This is a genomic window from Caballeronia sp. INML1 (assembly GCF_023631085.1).
GTDB lineage: Bacteria > Pseudomonadota > Gammaproteobacteria > Burkholderiales > Burkholderiaceae > Caballeronia > Caballeronia turbans.
This window is the reverse complement of sequence record NZ_JALQDT010000026.1, coordinates 1-22,698: the sequence shown is the minus strand read 5'-3', so window position 1 is coordinate 22,698 and position 22,698 is coordinate 1. Positions and strand designations below refer to the sequence as shown.

Annotated in this window: 18 protein-coding genes; 10 read left to right on the top strand and 8 right to left on the bottom strand. The window is 64.5% G+C overall.

The features are described 5' to 3' along the window. Positions 1-20: 20 nt before the first annotated feature. The 4 genes from NCR38_RS09995 to NCR38_RS09980 all read left to right on the top strand — a co-directional run bounded on the left by NCR38_RS09995 (position 21) and on the right by NCR38_RS09980 (position 6,096). Positions 21-2,075: an NAD(+) synthase gene (locus tag NCR38_RS09995; RefSeq protein WP_250476954.1), complete on the top strand. Its 2,055-nt coding sequence runs from the start codon at positions 21-23 to the stop codon at positions 2,073-2,075. Between the two features lie 150 nt (positions 2,076-2,225). After that, entirely contained in the window at positions 2,226-2,564 is a 339-nt protein-coding gene (glnK, locus tag NCR38_RS09990) for a P-II family nitrogen regulator (protein ID WP_008342452.1), read from the top strand. 207 nt (positions 2,565-2,771) lie between these two features. Next, a complete protein-coding gene (locus NCR38_RS09985) occupies positions 2,772-4,529 on the top strand; it encodes a cation:proton antiporter (protein ID WP_250476940.1) in 1,758 nt (585 codons plus the stop codon). Positions 4,530-4,689: 160 nt separating this feature from the next. Further along, positions 4,690-6,096: a gamma-glutamyl-gamma-aminobutyrate hydrolase family protein gene (locus NCR38_RS09980; RefSeq protein ID WP_250476939.1), complete on the top strand. Its 1,407-nt coding sequence runs from the start codon at positions 4,690-4,692 to the stop codon at positions 6,094-6,096. Positions 6,097-6,198: 102 nt separating this feature from the next. Here NCR38_RS09980 and NCR38_RS09975 read toward each other — a convergent pair whose 3' ends face one another. From NCR38_RS09975 to NCR38_RS09965, 3 genes are all read right to left on the bottom strand, one after another. Next, complete coding sequence (locus tag NCR38_RS09975; RefSeq protein ID WP_061121146.1) at positions 6,199-6,933, bottom strand: DUF2968 domain-containing protein; 735 nt, start codon at positions 6,931-6,933, stop codon at positions 6,199-6,201. A gap of 52 nt (positions 6,934-6,985) precedes the next feature. Continuing rightward, positions 6,986-7,984 (bottom strand): hypothetical protein, encoded by a 999-nt coding sequence (locus tag NCR38_RS09970; protein ID WP_143756432.1) that lies wholly within the window; start codon positions 7,982-7,984, stop codon positions 6,986-6,988. A 211-nt stretch (positions 7,985-8,195) separates the two neighbouring features. After that, complete coding sequence (locus tag NCR38_RS09965) at positions 8,196-8,708, bottom strand: GNAT family N-acetyltransferase (protein WP_061121148.1); 513 nt, start codon at positions 8,706-8,708, stop codon at positions 8,196-8,198. 241 nt (positions 8,709-8,949) lie between these two features. Here NCR38_RS09965 and NCR38_RS09960 point away from each other — a divergent pair, with 241 nt between their 5' ends. Beyond that, on the top strand, positions 8,950-10,245 hold the full coding sequence (locus tag NCR38_RS09960) for an MFS transporter (protein ID WP_061121149.1): 1,296 nt from the start codon (positions 8,950-8,952) through the stop codon (positions 10,243-10,245). 45 nt (positions 10,246-10,290) lie between these two features. On the opposite strand, the gene NCR38_RS09955 is transcribed toward NCR38_RS09960, so the two are convergent. Then, the gene (locus tag NCR38_RS09955; RefSeq protein ID WP_250476938.1) at positions 10,291-12,150 is read right to left on the bottom strand and encodes a tetratricopeptide repeat protein; all 1,860 of its coding nucleotides are present in this window, start codon (positions 12,148-12,150) and stop codon (positions 10,291-10,293) included. Between the two features lie 122 nt (positions 12,151-12,272). Between NCR38_RS09955 and NCR38_RS09950 the strand changes: the two genes are divergently transcribed. The 3 genes from NCR38_RS09950 (at position 12,273) to NCR38_RS09940 (ending at position 15,471) form a co-directional block, all read left to right on the top strand. Continuing rightward, positions 12,273-12,632 carry a metalloregulator ArsR/SmtB family transcription factor gene (locus NCR38_RS09950; protein ID WP_061121151.1) on the top strand — a complete coding sequence of 120 codons (360 nt, stop codon included), beginning with the start codon at positions 12,273-12,275 and terminating at the stop codon, positions 12,630-12,632. 26 nt (positions 12,633-12,658) lie between these two features. Next, positions 12,659-13,654: a cation diffusion facilitator family transporter gene (locus NCR38_RS09945; protein WP_061121152.1), complete on the top strand. Its 996-nt coding sequence runs from the start codon at positions 12,659-12,661 to the stop codon at positions 13,652-13,654. 80 nt (positions 13,655-13,734) lie between these two features. Then, positions 13,735-15,471, top strand: a complete 1,737-nt coding sequence (locus NCR38_RS09940; RefSeq protein WP_061121153.1) for an FAD-dependent monooxygenase — start codon at positions 13,735-13,737, stop codon at positions 15,469-15,471. A 55-nt stretch (positions 15,472-15,526) separates the two neighbouring features. Here NCR38_RS09940 and NCR38_RS09935 read toward each other — a convergent pair whose 3' ends face one another. Genes NCR38_RS09935 through NCR38_RS09920 form a run of 4 tightly spaced genes read right to left on the bottom strand, consistent with a single transcriptional unit; the run spans position 15,527 to position 20,757 of the window. Then, the gene (locus tag NCR38_RS09935) at positions 15,527-15,772 is read right to left on the bottom strand and encodes a formate dehydrogenase subunit delta (RefSeq protein WP_061121154.1); all 246 of its coding nucleotides are present in this window, start codon (positions 15,770-15,772) and stop codon (positions 15,527-15,529) included. 3 nt (positions 15,773-15,775) lie between these two features. Beyond that, positions 15,776-18,700 carry a formate dehydrogenase subunit alpha gene (gene fdhF / locus NCR38_RS09930; RefSeq protein WP_250476936.1) on the bottom strand — a complete coding sequence of 975 codons (2,925 nt, stop codon included), beginning with the start codon at positions 18,698-18,700 and terminating at the stop codon, positions 15,776-15,778. A gap of 15 nt (positions 18,701-18,715) precedes the next feature. After that, entirely contained in the window at positions 18,716-20,272 is a 1,557-nt protein-coding gene (locus NCR38_RS09925; protein WP_061121156.1) for an NADH-quinone oxidoreductase subunit NuoF, read from the bottom strand. After that, positions 20,269-20,757 carry an NAD(P)H-dependent oxidoreductase subunit E gene (locus NCR38_RS09920; protein WP_250476935.1) on the bottom strand — a complete coding sequence of 163 codons (489 nt, stop codon included), beginning with the start codon at positions 20,755-20,757 and terminating at the stop codon, positions 20,269-20,271. The genes NCR38_RS09925 and NCR38_RS09920 overlap by 4 nt, the downstream gene beginning before the upstream one ends. 128 nt (positions 20,758-20,885) lie before the next feature. Here NCR38_RS09920 and NCR38_RS09915 point away from each other — a divergent pair, with 128 nt between their 5' ends. Both NCR38_RS09915 and NCR38_RS09910 read left to right on the top strand, forming a co-directional pair. Further along, entirely contained in the window at positions 20,886-21,956 is a 1,071-nt protein-coding gene (locus NCR38_RS09915; protein ID WP_250476934.1) for a substrate-binding domain-containing protein, read from the top strand. A gap of 144 nt (positions 21,957-22,100) precedes the next feature. Then, a complete protein-coding gene (locus NCR38_RS09910; RefSeq protein WP_250476933.1) occupies positions 22,101-22,370 on the top strand; it encodes a hypothetical protein in 270 nt (89 codons plus the stop codon). Positions 22,371-22,698 lie beyond the last annotated feature (328 nt).

Genomic DNA, 22,698 nt, shown 5'->3' with positions numbered 1-22,698 from the left:
CGCGCACATCCATGTCGACCATGAACAGAAACTTCTTCAACCTGTACAGCCACGACTTCGCGCGCGTCGCGGTCGGCGTTGCGGCCTGCAAAGTGGCCGATCCGGCGTTCAATGCGGCGCAGACGATCGAGCTGGCGAGAGAGGCCGCCGCGCGCGGCGCGGTGCTCGTCGCGTTTCCCGAGCTCGGCATTTCCGCCTACACGTGCGACGATCTCTTCCATCAGCGCGCGTTGCTCGATGCCTGCGAAGACGCACTGCAAAGCATTCTGGACGCGTCGAAGGGACTGAATATCGCGATGATCGTCGGCGCGCCGATCAAGGCGGAGCACAAGCTCTTCAATTGCGCGATCGTCATCGCCGACGGATTCATTCGCGGCGTCGTGCCGAAGAGTTATCTGCCGAACTACGGCGAGTTTTACGAGGCGCGTCAGTTCAGCCCCGCCGATGCCGCGGCGACGAACACGCTCACGCTCTGCGGTCAGGACGTGCCGTTCGGCGCATCGCTGCTGTTTCAGATCAAGGATCTTCCGCTCTTCAGATTTCACGTCGAGATTTGCGAGGACGTGTGGGTGCCGATTCCGCCGTCGTCGTTCGCGGCGCTCGCCGGCGCCACCGTGCTCGTGAATCTGTCGGCGTCGAATATCGTCGTGGGCAAGTCGGCGTATCGGCATCAGCTCGTCGGGCAGCAGTCCGCGCGTTGCGTCGCGGCGTATCTGTACACCTCGGCGGGCAATGGCGAATCGTCCACCGATCTGGCCTGGGACGGGCAGGGCCTCATCTACGAGAACGGCGAACTGCTCGCGGAGTCCGAGCGCTTCTCGGATCAGTCACATCTGATCTTCGCGGATGTCGATCTCGAACGGCTCTCGCGCGAACGCATGAGACAAACCACGTTCGGCCGCTCGACGCACCGGCACGCACACGAAGTCGAACAATTCGATGTCGTCGAATTTCCGCTGGCGGTGCCGGCCGACGAGAAGCTGCCGCTCGAACGTCGCGTCGCGCGCTTTCCCTACGTACCCGCCGACGCCGCGCGCCGCGACGAGCGATGCAACGAGGTGTACAACATTCAGGTGCAGGCGCTGTTGCAGCGGCTTCAGTCGTCGGGCATGTCGAAGGTCGTCATCGGCATTTCGGGCGGGCTCGACTCGACGCATGCACTGCTCGTGTGCGCGAAGGCGATGGACCGTCTCGGCTTGCCGCGCGCCAATATCCTCGCCTACACGATGCCGGGCTTCGCAACGAGCGATCGCACGCTGCGGCAGGCGCGCGAGCTGATGGAAGTCGTCGGCTGCACGGCAAGCGAGATCGACATCCGGCCGAGTTGCGTGCAGATGCTCTCGGACATCGGCCATCCGCACAGTTCGGGCGCAGAGCAGTACGACATCACGTATGAAAACGTTCAGGCCGGCGAGCGCACGAGCCATCTGTTCAGGCTCGCGAATCTGAACAACGCGATCGTCATCGGCACGGGCGACCTGAGCGAGCTCGCACTCGGCTGGTGCACCTACGGCGTGGGCGATCACATGTCCCACTACAACGTCAACGCGAGCGTGCCGAAGACCTTGATCACGCATCTGGTGCGCTGGGTCGCGGAGTCGGGGCAGATCGGCGGCGCCGGAACCGATGTGCTCGAAAACATCCTGAGCACCGACATCAGTCCGGAACTCATTCCCGGCAAGACGAGCGGCGTGGTCGAGCAGAAGACGGAGAGCGTCATCGGTCCGTACGAACTGCAGGACTTCAACCTCTACTACACGTTGCGCTTCGGATTTGCACCAACGAAGGTCGCGTTCCTCGCGCTGCATGCATGGCGCAACCGCGATGCGGGCGCGTGGCCGGAAGGTCCGACAGTCGCGCGGAATCAGTACGACCTCGGCGAGATCCGCAAGAATCTGCGGATATTTCTCGATCGGTTCTTCCGCACGAGCCAGTTCAAGCGGTCATGCATACCGAACGCGCCGAAGGTCGGCTCGGGCGGCTCGCTTTCTCCGCGCGGCGACTGGCGTGCGCCGAGCGACGCACAGGCAACGGTATGGCTCAAGGACCTCGAACGCGTTCCTGCGAAAGAGTGATGGCGCGCGAAATTCCGTCATTACATGGCCACCTCGCGATTTTCCGGACGGCTTGCTCGATGAAACGCGGCTAGAATCGAAACCATCTGCCCCACGCGGGGCACGACGTTTTTTTCGAACCCTTGAATCGATCTTTACGCGAGGCACGCCATGAAACGCATCACCGCCATCATCAAACCGTTCAAGCTCGACGAAGTCCGCGAAGCGCTCGCCGAAGTGGGTCTCACGGGCCTCACGGTCACGGAAGTGAAGGGCTTTGGCCGCCAGAAAGGGCACACCGAGCTTTATCGTGGTGCAGAGTATGTCGTCGATTTTCTGCCGAAGGTGAAGATCGAAGTCGTCGTCGCAAACGATCAAACAGATCAGGTCATCGACGCAATCATCGGCGCTGCGCGCACCGGCAAGATCGGCGACGGCAAGATCTTCGTCGCCGATGTCGAGCGCGTGATCCGTATCCGCACCGGCGAGGAAAACGAAGCGGCGGTCTGAGCGCCGCGTTTCGTCACGTCGATCGCGCCATCCCGGCCCGCCGTTCGCGCGGGCTTTCTTTTTCTTCTTTCGCTTCGTGCATGCACCAGCGCGATGCGCCTCCTCGCTCCGGACTTTTTTGAGCCGGCATTATTGCCTGGGCGCAGGATTGTCCCATCCGTGCTGTAACATCGAATTCCTGGTTATATTTTTGTAAGGAATTGTTTGATGCATCACGCGATAGGCTTCATTCAGGATCTCGCGGTGATCATGGCTATCGCGGGCGTCGTGACAGTGCTGTTCCACCGTCTGCGGCAGCCGGTCGTCCTGGGCTATATCGCCGCGGGCGTGATCATCGGGCCGTACACCCCGCCGTTCAATCTCATTCACGACGAAGCGACGATCCAGACGCTCGGCGAACTCGGTGTCGTGTTCCTGATGTTCTCGCTCGGGCTCGAATTCAGCCTGCGCAAGCTCTTCGAGGTCGGCGCGACGGCGTTCGTCGCGGCGCTCTCGGAGATCGTGCTGATGATCTGGGTCGGCTACGAGATCGGGCGATGGTTCGGCTGGACCGCGATGGACTCGCTCTTTCTCGGCGCGATGCTCGCGATCTCGTCGACGACGATCATCGTAAAGGCGCTCTCCGAACTCGGCATGAAGGGCGAGCACTTCGCGCAGATCGTGTTCGGCATTCTGATCGTCGAGGATATCCTCGCTATCGCGATGCTCGTGCTGCTCTCCGGGATCGCGCAGACGGGCTCGGTGAGCGCGGGCGTCGCCGTCGTCACGCTCGGCAAGCTGTTGCTCTTCATGACGGTTTCGCTCGTCGTGGGCATTCTGACGGTGCCGCGCGCGCTCAATTACGTGGCGCGCGCGAAGAGCGACGAGATGCTGCTCGTCACCGTGCTCGGCTTCTGCTTCGGCTTCTGCCTGCTCGTCGTGAAGCTCGACTATTCGATTGCGCTCGGCGCGTTCCTGATCGGCGCGATCATGGCGGAATCGAAGCATCTCGCGCGCATCGAGCATCTGATCGCGCCCGTGCGCGACATGTTTTCGGCGATCTTCTTCGTGACCATCGGCCTGCTGCTGAATCCGTCCGTGCTCGTCGATTACGCGTGGCCAATCGCAGTCATCACCTTCGCCGTGGTGCTCGGCAAGATCGTCTCGTGCGGGCTCGGCACGTTCCTCGCGGGCAAGGACGGGCGCACGTCGATGCGTGTCGGCATGAGCGTCTCGCAGATCGGCGAGTTCTCTTTCATCATCGCCTCGCTCGGGCTGTCGCTCAAGGTCACGAGCAGCTTTCTCTATCCGATCGCGGTGGCCGTGTCCGCGCTCACGACGCTCTTCACGCCGTATCTGATCCGCGCCGCCGATCCGCTCACGATGCGCCTCGCCCGTGCGATGCCCGCGCCGCTCGCGCATACCTTCGGACTCTATTCGCAGTGGCTCGCGAGCCTCACGCCCGTCTCCGGCGGCCCGACGCTCTTCTCGATGACGCGGCGCATCGTCCTGCAGATCGCGGTGAATCTCGCGCTCGTCGCGGCGATTTTCCTCGGCGCGTCGTATTCGGCGCCTTTCGCGTCGGGCTATCTGGCGCGCTGGCTCGACACCGACAACGCGCGGCGCGTCGTGCTGTGGAGCGCGGCGCTCGTGATCGCGCTGCCGTTTCTGGTCGCGGTGTATCGCAAGCTCGAATCGCTCGCGCTGCTGCTCGCCGAAGTGAGCGTGCAGCCCGCGAAAGCGGGGCGCTTCACGCGCGCGATCCGCTCGGCGATCTCCGGGCTCATTCCGATCGTCGCGATGTTCGGCGTCTTTCTGCTCGTCGCGGCGCTGTCGGGCGGCATCCTGCCGCCGTTCGGCCTGATGGTCGGCGTGCTGCTGTGCGCGGCGCTCCTGCTGACGGTGTTGTGGCGCTGGTGCGTGAAAATCCACGCGACGATGCAGATCGCCTTGCGCGAGACTTTCGAGGAACCGCGCGACCATTGACGGCTTTCTTCACGGGATTGCCCTTACAGCGGCTGAAGGGTTCCCCGCGATAATGTGAGCCGATGTGACCAAATGTTTGCTGGTTTGCCCCGTGCCGGTCTGAGGCGGATAATCGGAGTCTGTGCATTCTCCTTATGGCGTTCGAGCGCCTGAATCCGGAATGAGCGATAACAAAACGTCCAACGACGCAAGCAGCACCGCCGCGCGCGCAAGCGCCGCCGACTCTCAAGCCGCTCCGCACAGCGCGAATCCCACGGCGCCGCCCGAAGCGGCGGCAGCGGCCTCGGCGCCCGGCCTGAAGGCGAGCGCGACCGAGCGGGCAGCGACGGATGCGCCTTCCAGCGCATCGAACGTCGAACCGGTCGACACGGCGCAGGCCCGCCGCGACGAAGCGCAGCAGGCCGCCCGCGACGCGCGCGCATCGGCGGCGAGCGCGGCTGCGGCGCAGGAAGCCACGGTGCGCGAAACACCGCGCGCATCCGGCAAGCCCAAGGCGAGTCTCGCCGAGAATTTCGAAGCCGCGACCGAAGCGGAAGCCGCGAGCACGGCCAGTGCGCACTCCGCGGCGTCCGATTCGCCGACCGGCCGCGCGACCGTCCTGCCGCCCGAATTGACGGAGGCGCCGGACTTCAGCAAGCTCAATCCGCCGCCGCTGCCGTTGTCCGAAGAGGCGGCAGCGCCGGCACAGCCCGCATATCTCAAGCACTCGGATTCGGCGTGGTCCGTGTTCGGCCGGATCATCGCCGCGCGTGCGCGTCAGATTTTCGACCGCGCGGGCCAGCGCATCACGCAACGTACGTTGCGTATCGGCGTATCGGCGCGCATCTTTCATCCCGAGCCGGGGGCGAAAGGGCTGCGCGGCAAGACGCTGCAATATCTCGAGGAGTCGATCGCGCACTGGGTCATGTCGCGCGACGTGCTCGTGTTCATGATTCCGACGGTCGGCCATCAAGGGATGCTGCATCCGAGCAACATCCGTCTGCGTGACTATGCGAAGCATCTCGACGGCCTGCTGCTCCAGGGCGGCGCCGACGTTTCTCCGCAGTCCTACGAGGAAGCGACGACGCGTCCCGAATGGCCGGGCGACCGCGTGCGCGACATGTATGAGCTGGAACTACTGCATGAGTTCGTTGAGTCGGGCAAGCCCGTGCTCGGCGTGTGCCGTGGCTGTCAGCTGATCAACGTGGCGTTCGGCGGCACGCTCTACGGCGACATCGCCACCGATGTGCCGACGGCCGGCATCCACGTCAACGAACACTACGACCAGCATCGCCATTCGATTCGCTTCCCCGATGGTTCCACGCTCGCCAACATGTTCCCGAACCAGCGCGAGGCGATCGTCAACTCGATCCACCATCAGGCGGTGAAGTCGATCGGGCGCGATCTGAACATCGAGGCGGTGTCGGCGGCGGACGGGATCATCGAGGCGGTGCGTTATCGGAAGGCTCCGTTCGTCGTCGGCGTGCAATGGCATCCGGAGTTTCATCGGGCGGGCGGCGCGGAACTGCTCGATTGCACGCCGCTGCTCGATACGTTCCTGCGCGTCGCCCGCGAAACGCGCTTTTGAGCCGAATTTCTGAGCCGAATTCGCGTTTCGGCATGTCGCAAAACGAGAAGGCCCCCTCGATTCGAGCGGACCTTCTTCGTTTTCAGATGCGTGCAGCCGATCTCACCGCGATGGCGTCACGCTCACCGGTGCGAGTCCCGCTTCCGTCTGCTTCTGAAGCTGTTCGACCTGCAATTGCAGCGCGCGCAGCTTGCGTTCGGCTTCCAGCTTGTCCGTCTGCAGCACGGCGGATTCGGCCTGCAATTGCTGCTGACGCTGCGACACTTGCGAATCCTGCTGCTGCGCGAGTTGGAGGTCGGCGGTGAGCCGGTTCGCACGGTCAGCCGATTTCGCGATCACGCGCTCGAGCAACGCCTTCTGCGCCTGCAATTGCGTGCGGCGGATTTCGCCATCGGCGAGTTCGAAGCTCTTGCGCGAGAACTGCGCATAGATCGATTCGGCGCGGGCAGCGTCCTGTGTCTTGACGACGCGCCACCAGCGCGCGTCCTGCGAGAGCGCGACGTAGTACAGCATCTCTTGCGCGAGGAAGAAGAGCTTCGCGCCGTAGCTGCCGTTGTGCGTCGCGCGCAGTTCCGTGAGGCTGCCCGCCTGCGCGAGATTCTGCAATTCAGCGATGTTGCCTTCGACGCGCGGCGCGTTCGAATCGGCGTTCAGATCGGACAGATCCATGAGTGCGGACTGTGCGGGCTCGTTTGCGGGAGCCGCAACTTGAGCCGTCGTCGCGGCGGCTTTTGCCGTCGCGGGTGCCGCGAACGTGCTCGTGAACGGCGCGAGGAGGCCACAGAGGGATAAGGCGAGCGTGAGCGTCGCGTAACGGAGATAACGTAGTTGCATCATGTTGGCGTCGGGGCCGGAATGGTTGATCGGGCTGGCGGTGCATGTAGCGCGGCTAACGCGCGCCGTTCGCAGCGCCGCGGCCGTAGGAGGCCGCGTTGCTGTCGAGGGTCGGTGAATGCTGGAGCATCGAATAGAGCGTGGTCGGGTCCATCGACACGGCAACCTTCGTCGGCTGGCTTGCGACTCTTTCGACCGATGTCGCGTGCGCGCGCCGCGGCGCCTCTTGCTTCACGACGCGCTCGCCAACCGTGTGAGCACGCAATGCCGCGCGCTTCGTGTGCGGCGTCAGCACGGCTCTCACGCGAACGTTGTGCTTGCGGTCCTCCGTTGGCGCGATGAAACGCACGCGTGTCTTTTCCGGCGTCGTCGCGGCAGGCGCAGCTTTCGTGTCAGTCGCGGCCGGGTCCACGGCTGCGATGGTGCGGCTGTCCGCGCTCACCGGCGCGGCGACTGCCGATGAAGCCAGCGCTTCCGATGGTTGCGCGATCTGGCCGCGCGTGGGTGCCGCAGTGGCCGTGAGCGCTGCCGTAGCGGCTGCGGGCTGGCCCGGCTGCGTGCGAATCCTGACTTCTTCGGCCGGCGCGGTGCGCATAGTGCTTCGCGAGACCGGTGCGTGACTGAACAGCAACCATACGATGAGCACGCCGCAAGCCGCAGCGATAGTAGCGACGATCGGCTTGCTGAAGCCATGCTTGCCGGCGTCCGACGGCGCGTTGACCGCGAGATGAACGGGAGCGGCGCGGGTTTCGCCGGCCTGGTCTGGAGTGTCCGAGCCTTCGGTCAGGTGCAGCATCGCGCGCGGAATCTCTTCCTTGGAGAAGACGCCCCAGAGGCTCGTGGCGCGGTAAGGCGAGTGGATGTCGGACAGACTGAGGGCCGGCACATAGGCGGTGACGAAGCGTGCCGCGAAAAGCGCAGTTTCGGACTGCGACTGAACCGGGCGCGAGCGCATAGGTGACCATTCGAAACCGAAGCTCAAGGACGGATCCGCCGGCGAGCGCGTCGTCGGCAGACGCAGATTGCCTTCCACTACGATCAAGGGTTCGGACATGAAGTTTCCACATGCATGCGCCCGGGCGCGGGCAAACGAGACGGTCCGCCCGGACCTTCGGGGCGCAAGGAGATAGCACCGCGGGTTCGGCGCGAGGATGGCCGAAATTTGACCCGCGATCATACGAAACGGTTACGTGCCCGACGACCAGAAGATTCCTATTGTCTGTTTTTGACAGGAATGCTTATTGACAGGTGTGATTTCCTTATGCTCAGTCGAGCGCAAACACATAGCGCAGTGAGAAGACGTCGATGCCTGCCATGTGATCCGCTTCGCGTTCGGCGAACGTCCAGCCGCGCGATTCATAGAAGCCGATTGCCGCAGCGTTCTGCTCCAGCACGGAGAGATACAGTTGCCGTGCGCCTCGCGAGCGAGCCCAGCGCGCCGCTTCGTCGAGCATCACGGTGCCTGTGCCGAGGCCGCGATGCCCGGGCAGCGCGTGCAGATTGTCGACGAGCACGCTGCCTGTCTCGTCCGGCTCGACGAGACAAATGAAGCCGACCGGTTCGCCTGCATGCTCCGCGATGAACACGCTCGCCGTGCCGGCCGCGACATCCTTCATGCGCGCGTCCCAGTGCGCGACGCGCTCGGCCTGAAGATCGCGATCGAGATACGTGTCCGGCAGGATGCCGCGATATGCCGACGCCCAACTGCGGGCGTGCATCGAGGCGATGAGCGCCGTGTCGTTCGTCGTAGCGACGCGTAGCGAGATTTCCGTATTCATGAATGGGCTGCTTGTAATGTTTAAGTTAGGCGTACGTAACCGTATTTTAATATTGTTTGCGTGAAATTGAGCGAAGTTGCGTGCAGTCATCGGTGGCGCGGCGTTAAGATCGAGGGCGTTCGCATTTACAAGAACCGAAACAGAATCCGCCTCAGTCTTGCGGCCGGTCACGTCCGGACGGCCGTGTACGGTTTTGCGATCGCGCAGAACCGAAGTGCGGCCCACAGCTCCCGAGAAAGTCATGTCCACGACCCATATAGCACCTGCCAACGAATCCAAATTCAAGACGGTATTTCGCGTCGTCAGCGGAAACTTCCTGGAAATGTACGACTTCATGGTCTACGGCTATTACGCTTCGGCGATCGCCAAGACCTATTTTCCGAGCGGCGACGAGTTCGCCTCGCTGATGCTCGCGCTGTCCGTATTCGGCGCGGGCTTCCTGATGCGGCCGGTCGGCGCCATCGTGCTCGGCGCGTACATCGACCACCACGGGCGGCGCAAGGGCCTTATCCTCACGCTCGGGCTGATGGCGGTCGGCACCGCGTGCGTCGCGCTGGTGCCGGGCTACGCGACCATCGGTGCGCTCGCGCCGATCATCGTGCTGGGCGGGCGGCTGCTGCAGGGCTTCTCGGCCGGCGTGGAACTGGGTGGCGTGTCGGTGTATCTGTCCGAGATCGCGACGCGGGGCAACAAGGGCTTTTATTGTTCATGGCAGTCCGGCAGCCAGCAAGTCGCCGTCGTGTTCGCGGCGCTAATCGGCGTGATCATGAACCGCCTCTTGCCGCCTGAGCAGATGACCGCCTGGGGCTGGCGCGTGCCGTTCCTGATCGGCTGCCTGATCGTGCCGTTCCTCTTCATCATCCGCCGCTCGCTGCGTGAAACCGACGAGTTCCTGGCGAGGAAGCATCGCCCGAGCATGAGCGAGATCGCGCGCTCGATCGCGCAGAACTGGGGCATCGTGCTTGCCGGGATGGGCATGGTCATCATGACGACCGTGTCGTTCTACATGATCACCGCCTATACGCCGACCTTCGGCAAGGAAGTGCTGAAGCTCTCCGCCATCGATGCGCTCGTGGTCACGGTGTGCGTCGGCATCTCCAACCTGGTCTGGCTGCCGGTGATGGGCGCGGTGTCGGATCGGGTGGGGCGCCGTCCGGTGCTGCTCGTGTTCACGATCCTGACCATTCTGACGTCGTATCCGGTGGTGCAATGGCTCGTCGCGGAGCCGTCGTTCGCGCGCCTGCTCATGTGCGAACTGTGGCTGTCGTTCCTGTACGGCAGCTACAACGGGGCGATGGTGGTCGCGCTGACCGAAGTGATGCCCGTCGATGTGCGCACGACCGGATTCTCGATGGCCTATAGCCTCGCGACGACCATCGGCGGATTCACGCCGGCGATCTCGACGTATCTGATCCATGTCACCGGAAACAAGGCCGCGCCCGGACTGTGGATGGGCCTTGCCGCCATTTGCGGGCTGATCGCGACGCTCGTGCTGTATCGCTCGCCCGAGGCGCGCAATCAGTACAAGACGGCCTGACGCATTCGCGAACGTCGAAAAGATCCCCGCTCCGGCGGGGTCTTCTTATGCAGGCAGCAACGCCAGCGCGGCCGTCGTCGCCTCGATCACTTCGCGCCATCGGCCCGGCGCGTGCTGGCGCACGAGATGCGCCTCCGGATACCACGGGTTGTCGGCGGCGCCGATACCCCAGCGCCAGTCGGCGGCGAAAGGCAGCATCACCCAGAGCGGCTTGCCGAGCGCGCCCGCGAGGTGCGCGACGGACGTATCCACGGATACGACGCCGTCCAGCCGATCGACGATCGCGCCGGTGTCGGCGAAGTTCTCGAGACGGCCTTCGAGCGTGTGAATCGACTTCGCGTTCGGATGCGCGTTCAGCACGTCATGCTCGCGGCCTGTCACGAACGGTTGGAGCACGACCCAGTCGATGCCCTCGAGCGCAAAGAGCGGCGCGAGCTCGCCGACCGGCACCGCGCGCGTCTCGCCTGGCTGCATCCGCCCGGACCACGCAATGCCGATCTTGCGCCGCGCCTGGCCGCCGATCGAGCCGCGCCACTTGCGCCGGTAATCGGCGGGCACGACGAGATAGGGGGCGCGGGCCGGAATTGCATCGGGCGAGGTCATGCCGAGCGCGAGCGGCAGGCTGAGCAGCGGGCAGAAAGCGTCCGCGTGCGCCGGGGCGCCATCCGACTTGCTCTTCAATTCGACGCGCGCGGCATGCGCGGCCGGCGCGAGCAGTGGCACGAGCGCGGGCTGCACTTCCAGCACCAGCTTGCCGACGAGCTTCGCCGCAAAAGGCACGAAGCGCGCGAACTGCAAGGTGTCGCCGAAGCCCTGCTCGGCGCGCACGAGCAGCGTGCGGCCCGGCATCGGCTCGCCATTCCAGCGCGGCAAGCGCGGCGAGGGTTCGCTGCCGGGCGTCTGCAAACGCCATTCGTAGGCGGGCAGTCCGCGCGCGTAATCGCCGGTCGTGAGCAGGGCGAGCGCGCGGTTCAGATGCGCGGCGGGCATCGAGGGATCGATGCGCAATGCCTCGTCGAACGCGCGCAGCGCCGCGCGATGTGCGCCGAGCGCGAGATGCGCGTTGCCGAGGCAGAGCCATGCGACGCCATATTTCGGATCGAGACCTATCGCCCGCTCGAAATGCGGCACGGCTTCTTCGTGGCGCCCGAGCTTCGCGAGCGCGTGTCCCAGCCCGAAATACCCTGGTGCGAAGTGCGGCTGCAACGCGACGGCCTTTCGCAGCACCGGCAGCGCATCTTCGGGGTGGCCGTTCGTGTCGAGCAGATTGCCGAGATTGAAATGCGCGGCGACGTAATTCGGCTCGGCATCGAGCGCGGCGCGAAAATGCGCGATCGCGCCGAGCGTATCGCCGAGCGCGTTCAGCGCCATGCCGAGATTGTTGTGCGCGCCGGCATGGCGCGGGCGCAGCGCGAGCGTGCGCTTGAACGCGTGCGCGGCGTCCTTGAAACGGCGCAGCGCGGAGAGCGCATTGCCGAAGTTGTTCCATGCGGCCGGATCGTCGGGCCGCAGGCGCAAGGCCTTTTCGAAGGCATCGGCGGCGTCTTCGTGTCGACCGGCTGCCGTGTAGGCGTTGCCGAGGTTGTACTGCGCGAGCGGAAAACCCGGCGCGAGCGTCAGTGCGTTGCGAAAGCGTTCGATCGCGTCGTCGAGGCGGCCGAGCGCTTTCAGCGCGTTGCCGAGGTTGAGCTGCAGGCCGGCGTCGGTCGGGCGCAGCTCGACGGCGCGGCGCACGAGCTCGGCCGCCTCCGCGTGCTGGCCCTGTTGATGGCGCAGCACGCCGAGGTAATGCAGTGCGTCGACGTGTCGGGGTTCGGCGGCGAGCGCGGCCTGGTAGTCGCGCTCCGCGTCGGTCAGGCGGCCATCGCGATGGGCCGCGAAACCGCGGGCGAATACGGTGTCCATGACGGGGAAGACTTCTGGCCGGGAAAAGCAAACCCCGCATTTTCCCACACCGTCGCCGCGCTTCCGGAGAAGCGCGTTGACATGTTGCGGCGATGGCACTTAACATGTGAACACCTATTCATATGTTAGCGATGACTGTGGCTTCCGATCCGTCCACCACTGCCAGCACGAGCACGTCCGACGACCGCGTCGTCCCGCTCGCCGATCTGTTTCGCCTGCTCGGCGACCCGACGCGCCTGCGCATCGTGCTCGCGTGTGTCGAACAGCGGCGCGCGGTCGGGGCGATCGCCGAGTTGCTCGGGCTGTCGGCGTCGCTCGTGAGCCACCACTTGCGGCTCTTGCGCGCGGCGCGGATCGTGCGGGCCGAGCGCCAGGGCAAGCAGGTGTTCTACGTGGCGGCGGATCGCCACATCAGCGCGATGCTGGGCGAGTTGCTGGAGCACATCGCGGAGCCGCAGGCCGACGCCACAGACATCGAATGACAGCTACCGGAACACGAGTACCTCCCATGAGCACGCATCAGCACGAAGAACACGAACATCACGACGGCCACGCACACGGCCACGAGCATGGGCATTCGCACGGACACGGCGGGCATGGCCATCACCATCACGGCGCGCCGCAGGAAGGGCAGGGCCGAACGTTCGCGCTCGCGGTCGGCCTGAACGTGCTGATCGTGATCGTGCAGGCCGTCTATGGCTTTCTCGCCCATTCGACCGCGCTGCTCGCCGATGCCGGCCACAATCTCTCCGACGTGCTCGGCCTCCTGCTCGCATGGGGCGCCGTGTGGCTCGGCAAGCGCCAGCCGAGTTCGCGCTATACCTTCGGCCTCGGCAGCTCGTCGATTCTTGCTTCGCTCGCCAATGCGGCGCTGCTGCTCTTCGCATGCGGCGCGATCGTGCTCGAAGCGATTCAGCGTCTGCTCAATCCGGCGCCCGTCGCGGGGCTCGACGTGTTCATCGTCGCGACGCTCGGCATGATCGTGAACGGTTTCTCCGCGTGGCTCTTCATGCGCGGCAGCAAGGAGGACCTCAACGTGCGCGGCGCCTTCCTGCACATGGCCGCCGATGCCGCCATCTCCGCCGCCGTCGCGGTCAGCGGTCTCGTCATCCTGTTCACGGGCGCGAGCTGGCTCGATCCGCTGATGAGCCTGATCGTCGTCTCGGTCATCGTCTACGGCACGTGGGGACTCGGGCGCGACGCGATGCGCCTCGCGATGGCCGCGGTCCCGTCCTCGGTCGACATGCCGCGCGTCGAGCAATATCTGAAGCAGCTTCCCGGCGTGCGCGACGTGCACGACCTGCACGTGTGGGCGCTCTCGACGACCGAAAACGCGCTCACGGTCCATCTCGTGATGCCTCAGGGCCACCCCGGCGATGACTTCGTGCAGGGCGTCGTCACGACGCTGCGCCGCGAATATTCGATGCATCATGCGACCGTGCAGGTGGAGTTCGGCGAGGCCTGCCACGCGTGCGTGCTGAGCGAGCGCGGGCACGCGCACTGAGTCCGATGCGGCCGGCGCACGTGCTAAAAGCGGAGGGTACGGGCGTACACTAGACGCCGTGACGTTTGGGAGAGGACTGCATGTTCGCGCCAAAGCTGAATCCGAACGACAAGCTGGATGTGGCGCCCGTTCTGATCGTAGGCGCCGGTCCAACGGGCCTCGCCGCCGCGATGAGCCTCGCGCGCGCGCACGTCCCGGTCAGGCTCGTCGACAAGGCGCGCGAGCCGTCGCCGCATTCACGCGCGATCGGCATTCAGGCGCGCACGCTGGAACTCTTCGAGCAGCATCGCGTGGTCAAGCCGTTTCTCGAACTCGGCCATCGCGCGCGCGTCGCGAATCTCTATTCGAACGGGCAGCGCCTCGCTCGCCTCGACTTCGATCCGCTGCAGACGCGTTATCCGTATCTGCTCTTTCTCGAGCAATCGCAGACCGAACGCGTGCTCGCGCAGCATCTGAAGGGCTATCACGTCGATGTCGAGCGCGGCGTCGAAGTGGTCGATTTCTCGCAGGGTTCGGCAGGCTTGCAGGCGACGCTGCGCCATCCGAACGGACGTGATGAACTGTTGCGGCCTTCGTATCTGATCGCGGCGGACGGCGCGCATAGTTTCGTGCGGCATCGGCTCGGCATCGGTTTCGATGGCAAGACTTTCGATCAAACGTATCTGCTCGCCGATCTCCAGGCGGACTCCGACTGGCCCGATGACGAATTCCACATCTTCGCGTCGGGCGAGGGCCTCGCCGCGCTTTTCCCGATGGGCGGCGACCGCGCGCGCCTGATCGCGGATCTGCCGGCGCCGGTGGCGAGCGCCGTCAACGCGGCCGAAGCGAAAACCGGCCCGACGCTCGATGAATGCCGTGCGCTCATCGAGCGTCGCGTGCATCACAAGATCGCGCTGTCGAACCTGACGTGGTCGTCGTACTTTCACCTGAACAGCCGCATGGTCGACAGGCTGCGTGTCGAGCGCGTGTTCCTCGCGGGCGATTCGGCGCACGTGCATAGTCCGGCCGGCGCGCAGGGCATGAACACGGGCATTCAGGAGGCGTTCAATCTCGGCTGGAAGATCGCGCGGATGCTCGCGGGCGGCGCGCCCGAGCGGCTGCTCGACAGCTATCACACGGAGCGGCATCCGATCGAACGCGACGTGCTGCGCCAGACGAGCATGCTTACGCAGATGGCAGGCGCCGAGCACGGCCCGATGAAACTGATGCGCGATCACGTAATGCCCGCGCTCGCCGCGATCGGCCCGCTGCGCGACGCGATGCGGCGCACGGTGAGCGAACTGTCGATCAACTATCGCAAGAGCCCGCTCACGCTTGAGCGTCTGCTCGACGGCGGCCCGCGCGCGGGCGAGCGCGCGCCCGATGCGCGCGTGCATGTCGTCGACGGGCCGCTCGGGCGGCTTCCCGGCGTCGGCTGTCTTTACGATTTGCACGATCCCGGCTGCTTCTCGCTTTTCCTGCTCCTGAACCCGTCCGGCGAGGACGACATCGCGCTTGCGCCCGCGACGATCACCATCGCGCACGCGATGCGCGATCCGGACCTCGACGGCTTCGTGAAAGCGCTCGACAACATCATGCCGAACGCGGTGCGCGTCTGGCGCATCACCGATACGCGCGGCGAGGGCGCGAATTCGCTCACCGACAACTACGGCCGCACGCGTCCCGCGTTCTATCTCGTGCGTCCCGATGGCTATATCGCCGCGCGCGGTCGCGCGCCGTCGGATGTGCATGCGCTCCTGCGTCACTGCGAAATCTGGTTCGGCGCACAGGACGCGAACGCCGAGCGACAGGCGGAACGCGAATACCGCGAAGACTGAAAAAAGCCCTGCATTGCAGGGCCTGGTGTGATCCGCGCTTGAGTCGTGAACGACGTCAGGCGGGCGCCGTCTTCGGCTGCAAATCGGCCTTGTGCAGACTGAGCGCCTCGCGCACGATCGGCTCCATCGACGCGCTCGCTTCCGGATTGTCGAGCGCGGCGAGAATCGCGAGCCGCATGCGCGGCTCCCAGAAGCGGCGGATATGATCCGCGACGCTGTCGACGGCTTCGGCGCGGTCGGGCATCGAATCGAAAAACTGTCCGATGCGGTTCGCCATCTCGATCAGGTTATCGACATCCATTCGTTATTTTCCTGAAGAAGTGGTCGTGGCGAGGTTGAGTAGCTCGAGCTGCTGCGTGTTGAAGCGCGAGTAGTCCTTCTGCCATTGCGACGGCTGCTCCACCGGCATCACCTGCACCGCCGTCACCTTGTACTCCGGACAGTTGGTCGCCCAGTCGGATGAGTCCGTCGTGATGACGTTCGCGCCCGATTCCGGGAAGTGGAACGTCGTATACACGACGCCCGGCTGCATGCGCTCGGAGATCTTCGCGCGCAACACCGTCTGTCCGGCGCGCGACTCGATGCCGACCCAGTCGTCCATCTTGATGCCGCGATCTTGCGCATCGACCGGATGAATTTCCAGACGATCCTCGTCGTGCCATTGCGAGTTCTCGGTGCGGCGCGTCTGCGCGCCGACGTTGTATTGCGACAGAATGCGCCCGGTCGTGAGCAGCAGCGGATACTTGCGCGTGACCTTCTCCGGCGTCGCGATGAACTTCGTGATGACGAAACGTCCCTTGCCGCGCACGAATTCGTCGATGTGCATGGTCGGCGTGCCGTCCGGCGCCTTCTCGTTGCAAGGCCACTGAATGCTGCCGAGCTCGTCGAGCCGGTCGTACGAGACGCCGTGGAAAGTCGGCGTGAGGCGCGCGATCTCGTCCATGATTTCGGACGGGTTCGCGTAGTTCATCTCATAGCCGAGCGCGCGCGAGAGCTTGATCGTCACTTCCCAGTCGGAGTAGCCCGCGAGCGGCGGCATCACCTTGCGCACGCGCGAGATGCGGCGCTCGGCGTTGGTGAAGGTGCCGTCCTTTTCGAGGAAGGTCGAGCCGGGCAAGAGGACGTGCGCGTACTTCGCCGTTTCGTTCAGGAAGATGTCCTGCACGACGATGCATTCCATCGACGACAACGCGTCCGCCACGTGCTGCGTGTTCGGGTCCGACTGGACGATGTCCTCGCCCTGGCAGTAGAGGCCCATGAACGTGCCGTGCATCGCGGCATCGAACATGTTCGGGATGCGCAGGCCCGGCTCCGGCTGGAGCTTCACGTCCCATGCTTCCTCGAAGAGCGAGCGCACGGCCGCATCGCCGATATGGCGATAGCCCGGCAACTCGTGCGGGAACGAGCCCATGTCGCACGAGCCCTGCACGTTGTTCTGGCCGCGCAGCGGATTCACGCCGACGCCTTCGCGGCCGACGTTGCCTGTCGCCATCGCGAGATTCGCGATGCCCATGACGGCGGTCGAGCCTTGCGCATGCTCGGTCACGCCGAGGCCGTAATAGATCGCGCCGTTGCCGCCCAGCGCGTAGACGCGCGCGGCTTCGCGGACCTGTTGCGCGGGCACGCCGGTGATGGCTTCCATGGCTTCGGGCGAGTTTTCTTCCTTCGCGACGAAATCGCGCCATTGCCCGAAGGCGCGCGCCTCGCAGCGTTCAGCGATGAAATCTTCCTTCAGCAAGCCTTCGGTGACGATGACGTGCGCGAGCGAATTGACCATCGCCACATTCGTGCCGGGGCGCAATTGCAGGTGATACTGCGCCTTCACGTGCGGCGTATCGACGATATCGATGCGGCGCGGATCGATCACGATCAGCTTCGCGCCTTCACGCACGCGGCGCTTCAAACGCGAGCCGAAGACCGGATGGCCGTCGGTCGGATTCGCGCCCATCACGATGATCACATCCGATTGCTCGACCGATGCGAAGGTCTGCGTGCCCGCCGATTCGCCGAGCGTCGTCTTGAGGCCGTAGCCAGTCGGCGAGTGGCAGACGCGCGCGCAGGTATCGACGTTGTTGTTGCCGAACGCCGCGCGCACGAGTTTCTGCACGAGATACGTCTCTTCGTTCGTGCAGCGCGACGACGTGATGCCGCCGATCGAGTCGCGGCCGTACTTGTCCTGGATGCGGCGGAACTCGCTCGCCGCGTAGTCGATCGCTTCGTCCCACGACACTTCGCGCCACGGATCGGTGATCTTCGCGCGGATCATCGGCTTCTTGATGCGATCCTTGTGCGTCGCGTAACCCCACGCGAAGCGGCCCTTCACGCACGCGTGGCCTTCGTTCGCCTGGCCGTTCTTGTTCGGCGTCATGCGCACGACTGTGTTGCCCTTCATCTCCGCCTTCAGCGAGCAGCCGACGCCGCAGTACGCGCACGTCGTGATGGCCGAATGCTCGGCCTGGCCGAGCATGATGACGGTCTTTTCCTGCAGCGTCGCGGTCGGGCACGCGGCGACGCATGCGCCACACGACACGCATTCCGATTCCATGAACGGCACGTTCTCGCTCGCCGCGACGCGCGATTCGAAGCCGCGTCCGGCGATGGTCAGCGCGAACGTGCCCTGCGTTTCCTCGCATGCCCGCACGCATCGATTGCAGACGATGCACTTCGACGGATCGTAAGTGAAGTACGGATTCGACTCGTCCTTCTTGTCCTTCAGATGGTTCGCGCCTTCATAGCCGTAGCGCACTTCACGCAAGCCGACGACGCCCGCCATGTCCTGCAATTCGCAGTCGCCGTTGGCCGGGCAGGTGAGGCAGTCGAGCGGGTGATCGGATATATACAGCTCCATCACGTTGCGGCGCAGCGATTGCAGCTTGTCGGTTTGCGTGCGCACTTTCATGCCCGCTTCGACGGGCGTCGTGCACGACGCCGGATAGCCGCGCTTGCCCTCGATCTCGACGAGGCACAAGCGGCACGAACCCCACGGCTCGAGCGAATCCGTCGCGCAGAGTTTCGGCACGTTGACGCCGGCTTCGATGGCGGCGCGCATGACAGACGTGCCCGCGGGCACGGTGACGGATTCACCGTCGATTTCGAGCGTCACGTCGATATCGGCGTGACGCAGCGGCGTGCCGTAGTCGGTTTCATCGAGCGGATCGCGGCGCTGCACGGACGCCGCGCTCTTGCACGCGCAGTTGCCGGAGCCGCAGCCGTTGATGGTGTTGGACATTGTCGTCTCCTTGTTCTATGCCGCTTTCTGTGCGGGCGTGCGGGGCAGCCCGAAGTCCTCGGGGAAGTGATCGAGCGCGGACATCACCGGGAACGGCGTCATGCCGCCCATCGCGCAGAGCGAGCCCGACACCATGGTGTCGCACAACTCGCGCAACAGCGTGATCTGCTTCACCGATGTATCGCCTTCACGGATCTTCGCGATGACTTCCTCGCCGCGCGTCGAGCCGATGCGGCAGGGCGTGCACTTGCCGCACGATTCGAGCGCGCAGAAGTGCATCGCGTATTGCGCGAGTTCGGCGAGGTTCGAGGTGTCGTCGTGAACCACGAGCCCGCCGTGACCGACCACCGCGCCGACCTTCGCGTATTCCTCGTAGTCGAGCGGAATGTCCCACTGGCTTTCCGGCAGATAAGTGCCGAGCGGCCCGCCCACTTGCACCGCGCGCGCCGGACGGCCGCTCGCGGTGCCGCCGCCGTAGGTGTAGAGCAGTTCGCGCAGCGTCACGCCGAACGCCAGTTCGACGAGTCCGCCCTGCTTCACATTGCCCGCGATCTGGAACGGCAGCGTGCCGCGTGAGCGGCCCATGCCGAAGTCGCGATAGAAGGCCGCGCCCTTCGCGAAGATGATCGGTACGGTCGCGAGCGTGATGACGTTGTTGATGACCGTGGGTTTCCCGTACAGTCCGGTGAGCGCCGGCACAGGCGGTTTCGCGCGCACGATGCCGCGCTTGCCTTCGAGCGATTCGAGCAGCGCGGTTTCCTCGCCGCACACATACGCGCCCGCGCCCTTCGCCACATACAACTCGAACGCATGCGACGTGCCGAGCACGCTCGCGCCGAGCCAGCCGGCATCGCGTGCCTTGTCGATCGCGCGGTTCAGCGTGGCGATCGAATGCGGATACTCGCTGCGCACGTAGATGTAGCCCTTGGTCGCGCCCACCGCCACGCCCGCGATGATCATGCCTTCGATCAGCATGTACGGATCGCTTTCCATGACGAGACGGTCGGAGAAGGTGCCGGAATCGCCTTCGTCCGCATTGCAGACGATGTACTTCTGATCGGCGTGCGCCGCGCGCACCGTCTTCCACTTGATGCCCGCGGGGAATGCCGCGCCGCCGCGTCCACGCAGGCCGGAATCGAGCAGCGCTTCACAGACTGCGTCGCCGTTCATGTCGAGCACCTGGCGTAATCCCTGAAGGCCGCCGAGCGCGGTGTAATCGTCGATCGACAGCGGGTCCGTGATGCCGATGCGCGCGAACGTCAGGCGCTGCTGGTTCTTGAGATAAGGAATCTCATCCACGATGCCGACGTTCTTGTCGTGCGCCTTGCCCTCGTGAAAACCGGCATCGAAGAGCGCGGCGACATCGTCGGCTTCGACATTCGAATAGCCGATGCGCCCCTCCGCCGTCTCGACTTCGACGAGCGGTTCGAGATAGAAGAGCCCGCGCGAACCGTTGCGCACGAGTTGCACGTCCACGCCGCGTTTCTGTGCTTCGCCTTCGATGGCCCGAGCGACGGCGTCCGCGCCCAGCGCGAGCGCAGCGGAATCGATGGGAACGTAAATGCGCGTCATGCCGTCACCTCCGCCACCTTCGTTTGCGCCGCGGCGTACAGGCGGTCGAACTTCGCCGGGGTCACGCGCGCGTGCAATTCGCCGTTGATCATCATCGACGGAGAGAGCGCGCATTGACCGAGACAAAACACGGATTCCAGCTCGGTGTCTTCGGCATGACCGCTGTCGAAGCGGCAACCCGTGTGCCCTTCGATATGGTCCTTCAACGCTTCCGTGCCCATGCTGCGGCACGCTTCCGCGCGGCAAAGCTGCACGGTCACGCGCGCCGGCGGGGCGGAGCGGAAGTGATGGTAGTAGGTGATCACACCGTGCACTTCCGCACGCGACAGCGAAAGCGCCTGCGCGAGCGGCGCGATGGCCGTGTCAGGCACATAGCCGACCTCGTCCTGGATGGCGTGAAGAATGGTCATCAACGTCGCCTCTTGTACCGCGTGGCGACGCACGAGTTCAGCGGATGCAGCGGCGGATAGCTGCGGATGTGTCATGGGGCTCCTCCAACACTCGGCATATGTTTTGTCGGTACATATTTGCGTCGATATAATTACGGGTGCCGAGCCTGAATAAGAACAATAGGCGCCGTGATATATCTTGGCAATAGGATGGAGGATTGCATATGGTGGACGTCGAATGCCGCGCCGAACTGGTCCTGCGGGATGCCGATGGCCGGGAAACCAGTCTCAGCGCGGTTGTGCCGCTTTTACAACTCGTCGCGCAGACGGGCAGTATCGCGAACGCCGCGAGCGCTAAGGGTTTGTCCTATCGGCACGCGTGGGGTTTGTTGCGCGAAATCGAAGCACGTCTCGGCGGCGCGCTGATCACGAAATCGCGCGGGCGGGGCTCGGTGCTTTCCGAACTGGGCGAATCGGTTCTGCGCGCGCAACGTGTGTGCGGCGAACGGCTCGAAGCGCCTCTGCAGGCGGTGGCGAACGATGTCGCCGTGGAACTGAACCGGCGTCTCGCGGGCGGCATCACGCAGGTGCGGATTCACGCGTCGCACGGTTATGCAGTCGCGACGCTCGTGCGCGCGCTCGGCGATCAGCGCGTGCCGGTCGACATCAAGTATCGGGAGAGCGCCGAAGCGGTGAGCGCGCTCGCACGCGGCGAGTGCGAACTGGCGGGGTTTCACTTGCCGATCGGCGAGTTTCGCTCGACTTGCGCGGAGATTTACCGGCCGTTTCTGGACCGGAACAAGCATCAGTTGATCCGGCTCACGCGTCGCACGCAGGGCCTTTTTCTGCCCAAAGGCAATCCGAAGGGTATTTGCGGCTTGCGTGATCTCGCGCGCAGCGACGTGCGCTTCGTCAATCGTCAGGCAGGCTCGGGCACGCGCATGCTGCTCGATTTGTCGTTGCGTCGCGTGGGTGTCGATCCGGACCAGATCAATGGATACGCGACGACTGAACTCACGCATTCGGCGATCGCCGCATTCGTCGCCAGTGGCATGGCCGACCTGGGCTTCGGCGTGCAGCCCGCGGCGCAGCATTTCGCACTCGATTTCATACCGATCATCGACGAGGACTACTTTTTCGCGTGCGAACGCGCGCGGCTCGACGAGGCGCGGCTTGCTTCTGTGTTGCGTATCTTGCGCAGCGCGGGCTTCACGGACAGCGTCGCTCATCTGGAAGGGTACGATCCGGCGCACTGCGGCTTGCTCGTCGATATCGACGACGGCTTGCGCGGCTGAAGTGAGCGCGTGAGGAATTTCGGAAACGCGCGGTAAGAGAGCGGGGCGGGCGTAAAACTGCCGTCGGGGGCGAATTGGGATAACCTAACGCTTTGCTGTCGACTTCTCTGCTCTGCGCGTAATCTCTTCGCGCGATATACCGCCATGAAACTTTCGTTGCTCGTCTGTTCCTCCGCCGCGCTGATCGCTGGCGCGGCGTATCTGGTTCCTGTCGCCTTTGCCCAGAATTCGCCGGGCCTGCCGGGCGGCGTCCTGCAAGACCAGTTCCGCTTCAATGAGCATCCGCAGATGCAGTTCGCGGCCTCAGAGCCTTCGGATAAGTATCAAAAGGGGAAATCGGCGATGCGCCGCCGGGGCGACGAGGGCGATCCCAACGGCTGCAATCTGAAGTGTCCGAAAGACGGCTCGAACTAACTGCTCTTCTGAAAGCGGGGGCCAGGGTGTCGGCCTGCTGCATCGCGGTGGAGTCGCCGTAGAACACGTGAGGGATCGGTTGATAATTGACACAAGGCAACAGTATTCGGACCGGTCTGATTTGGTCGATGCGTGTCGCGGCTTATTCTCTCTGGCGTAGCGAAGGTTGTCTCTGTCCTTGCTACGTCTCTCAAGGATGTTTGCCCCGCCTCGTGCGGTAATGCCGTTCAGTTAGCGCTGAACGGCATTTTTGTTTATGGGGTGAGAAGTGGTTGTAAACGGAGCGCCGGGCTGTTAACTTTCCGGTGCGATGCTTGCCGACCACCTC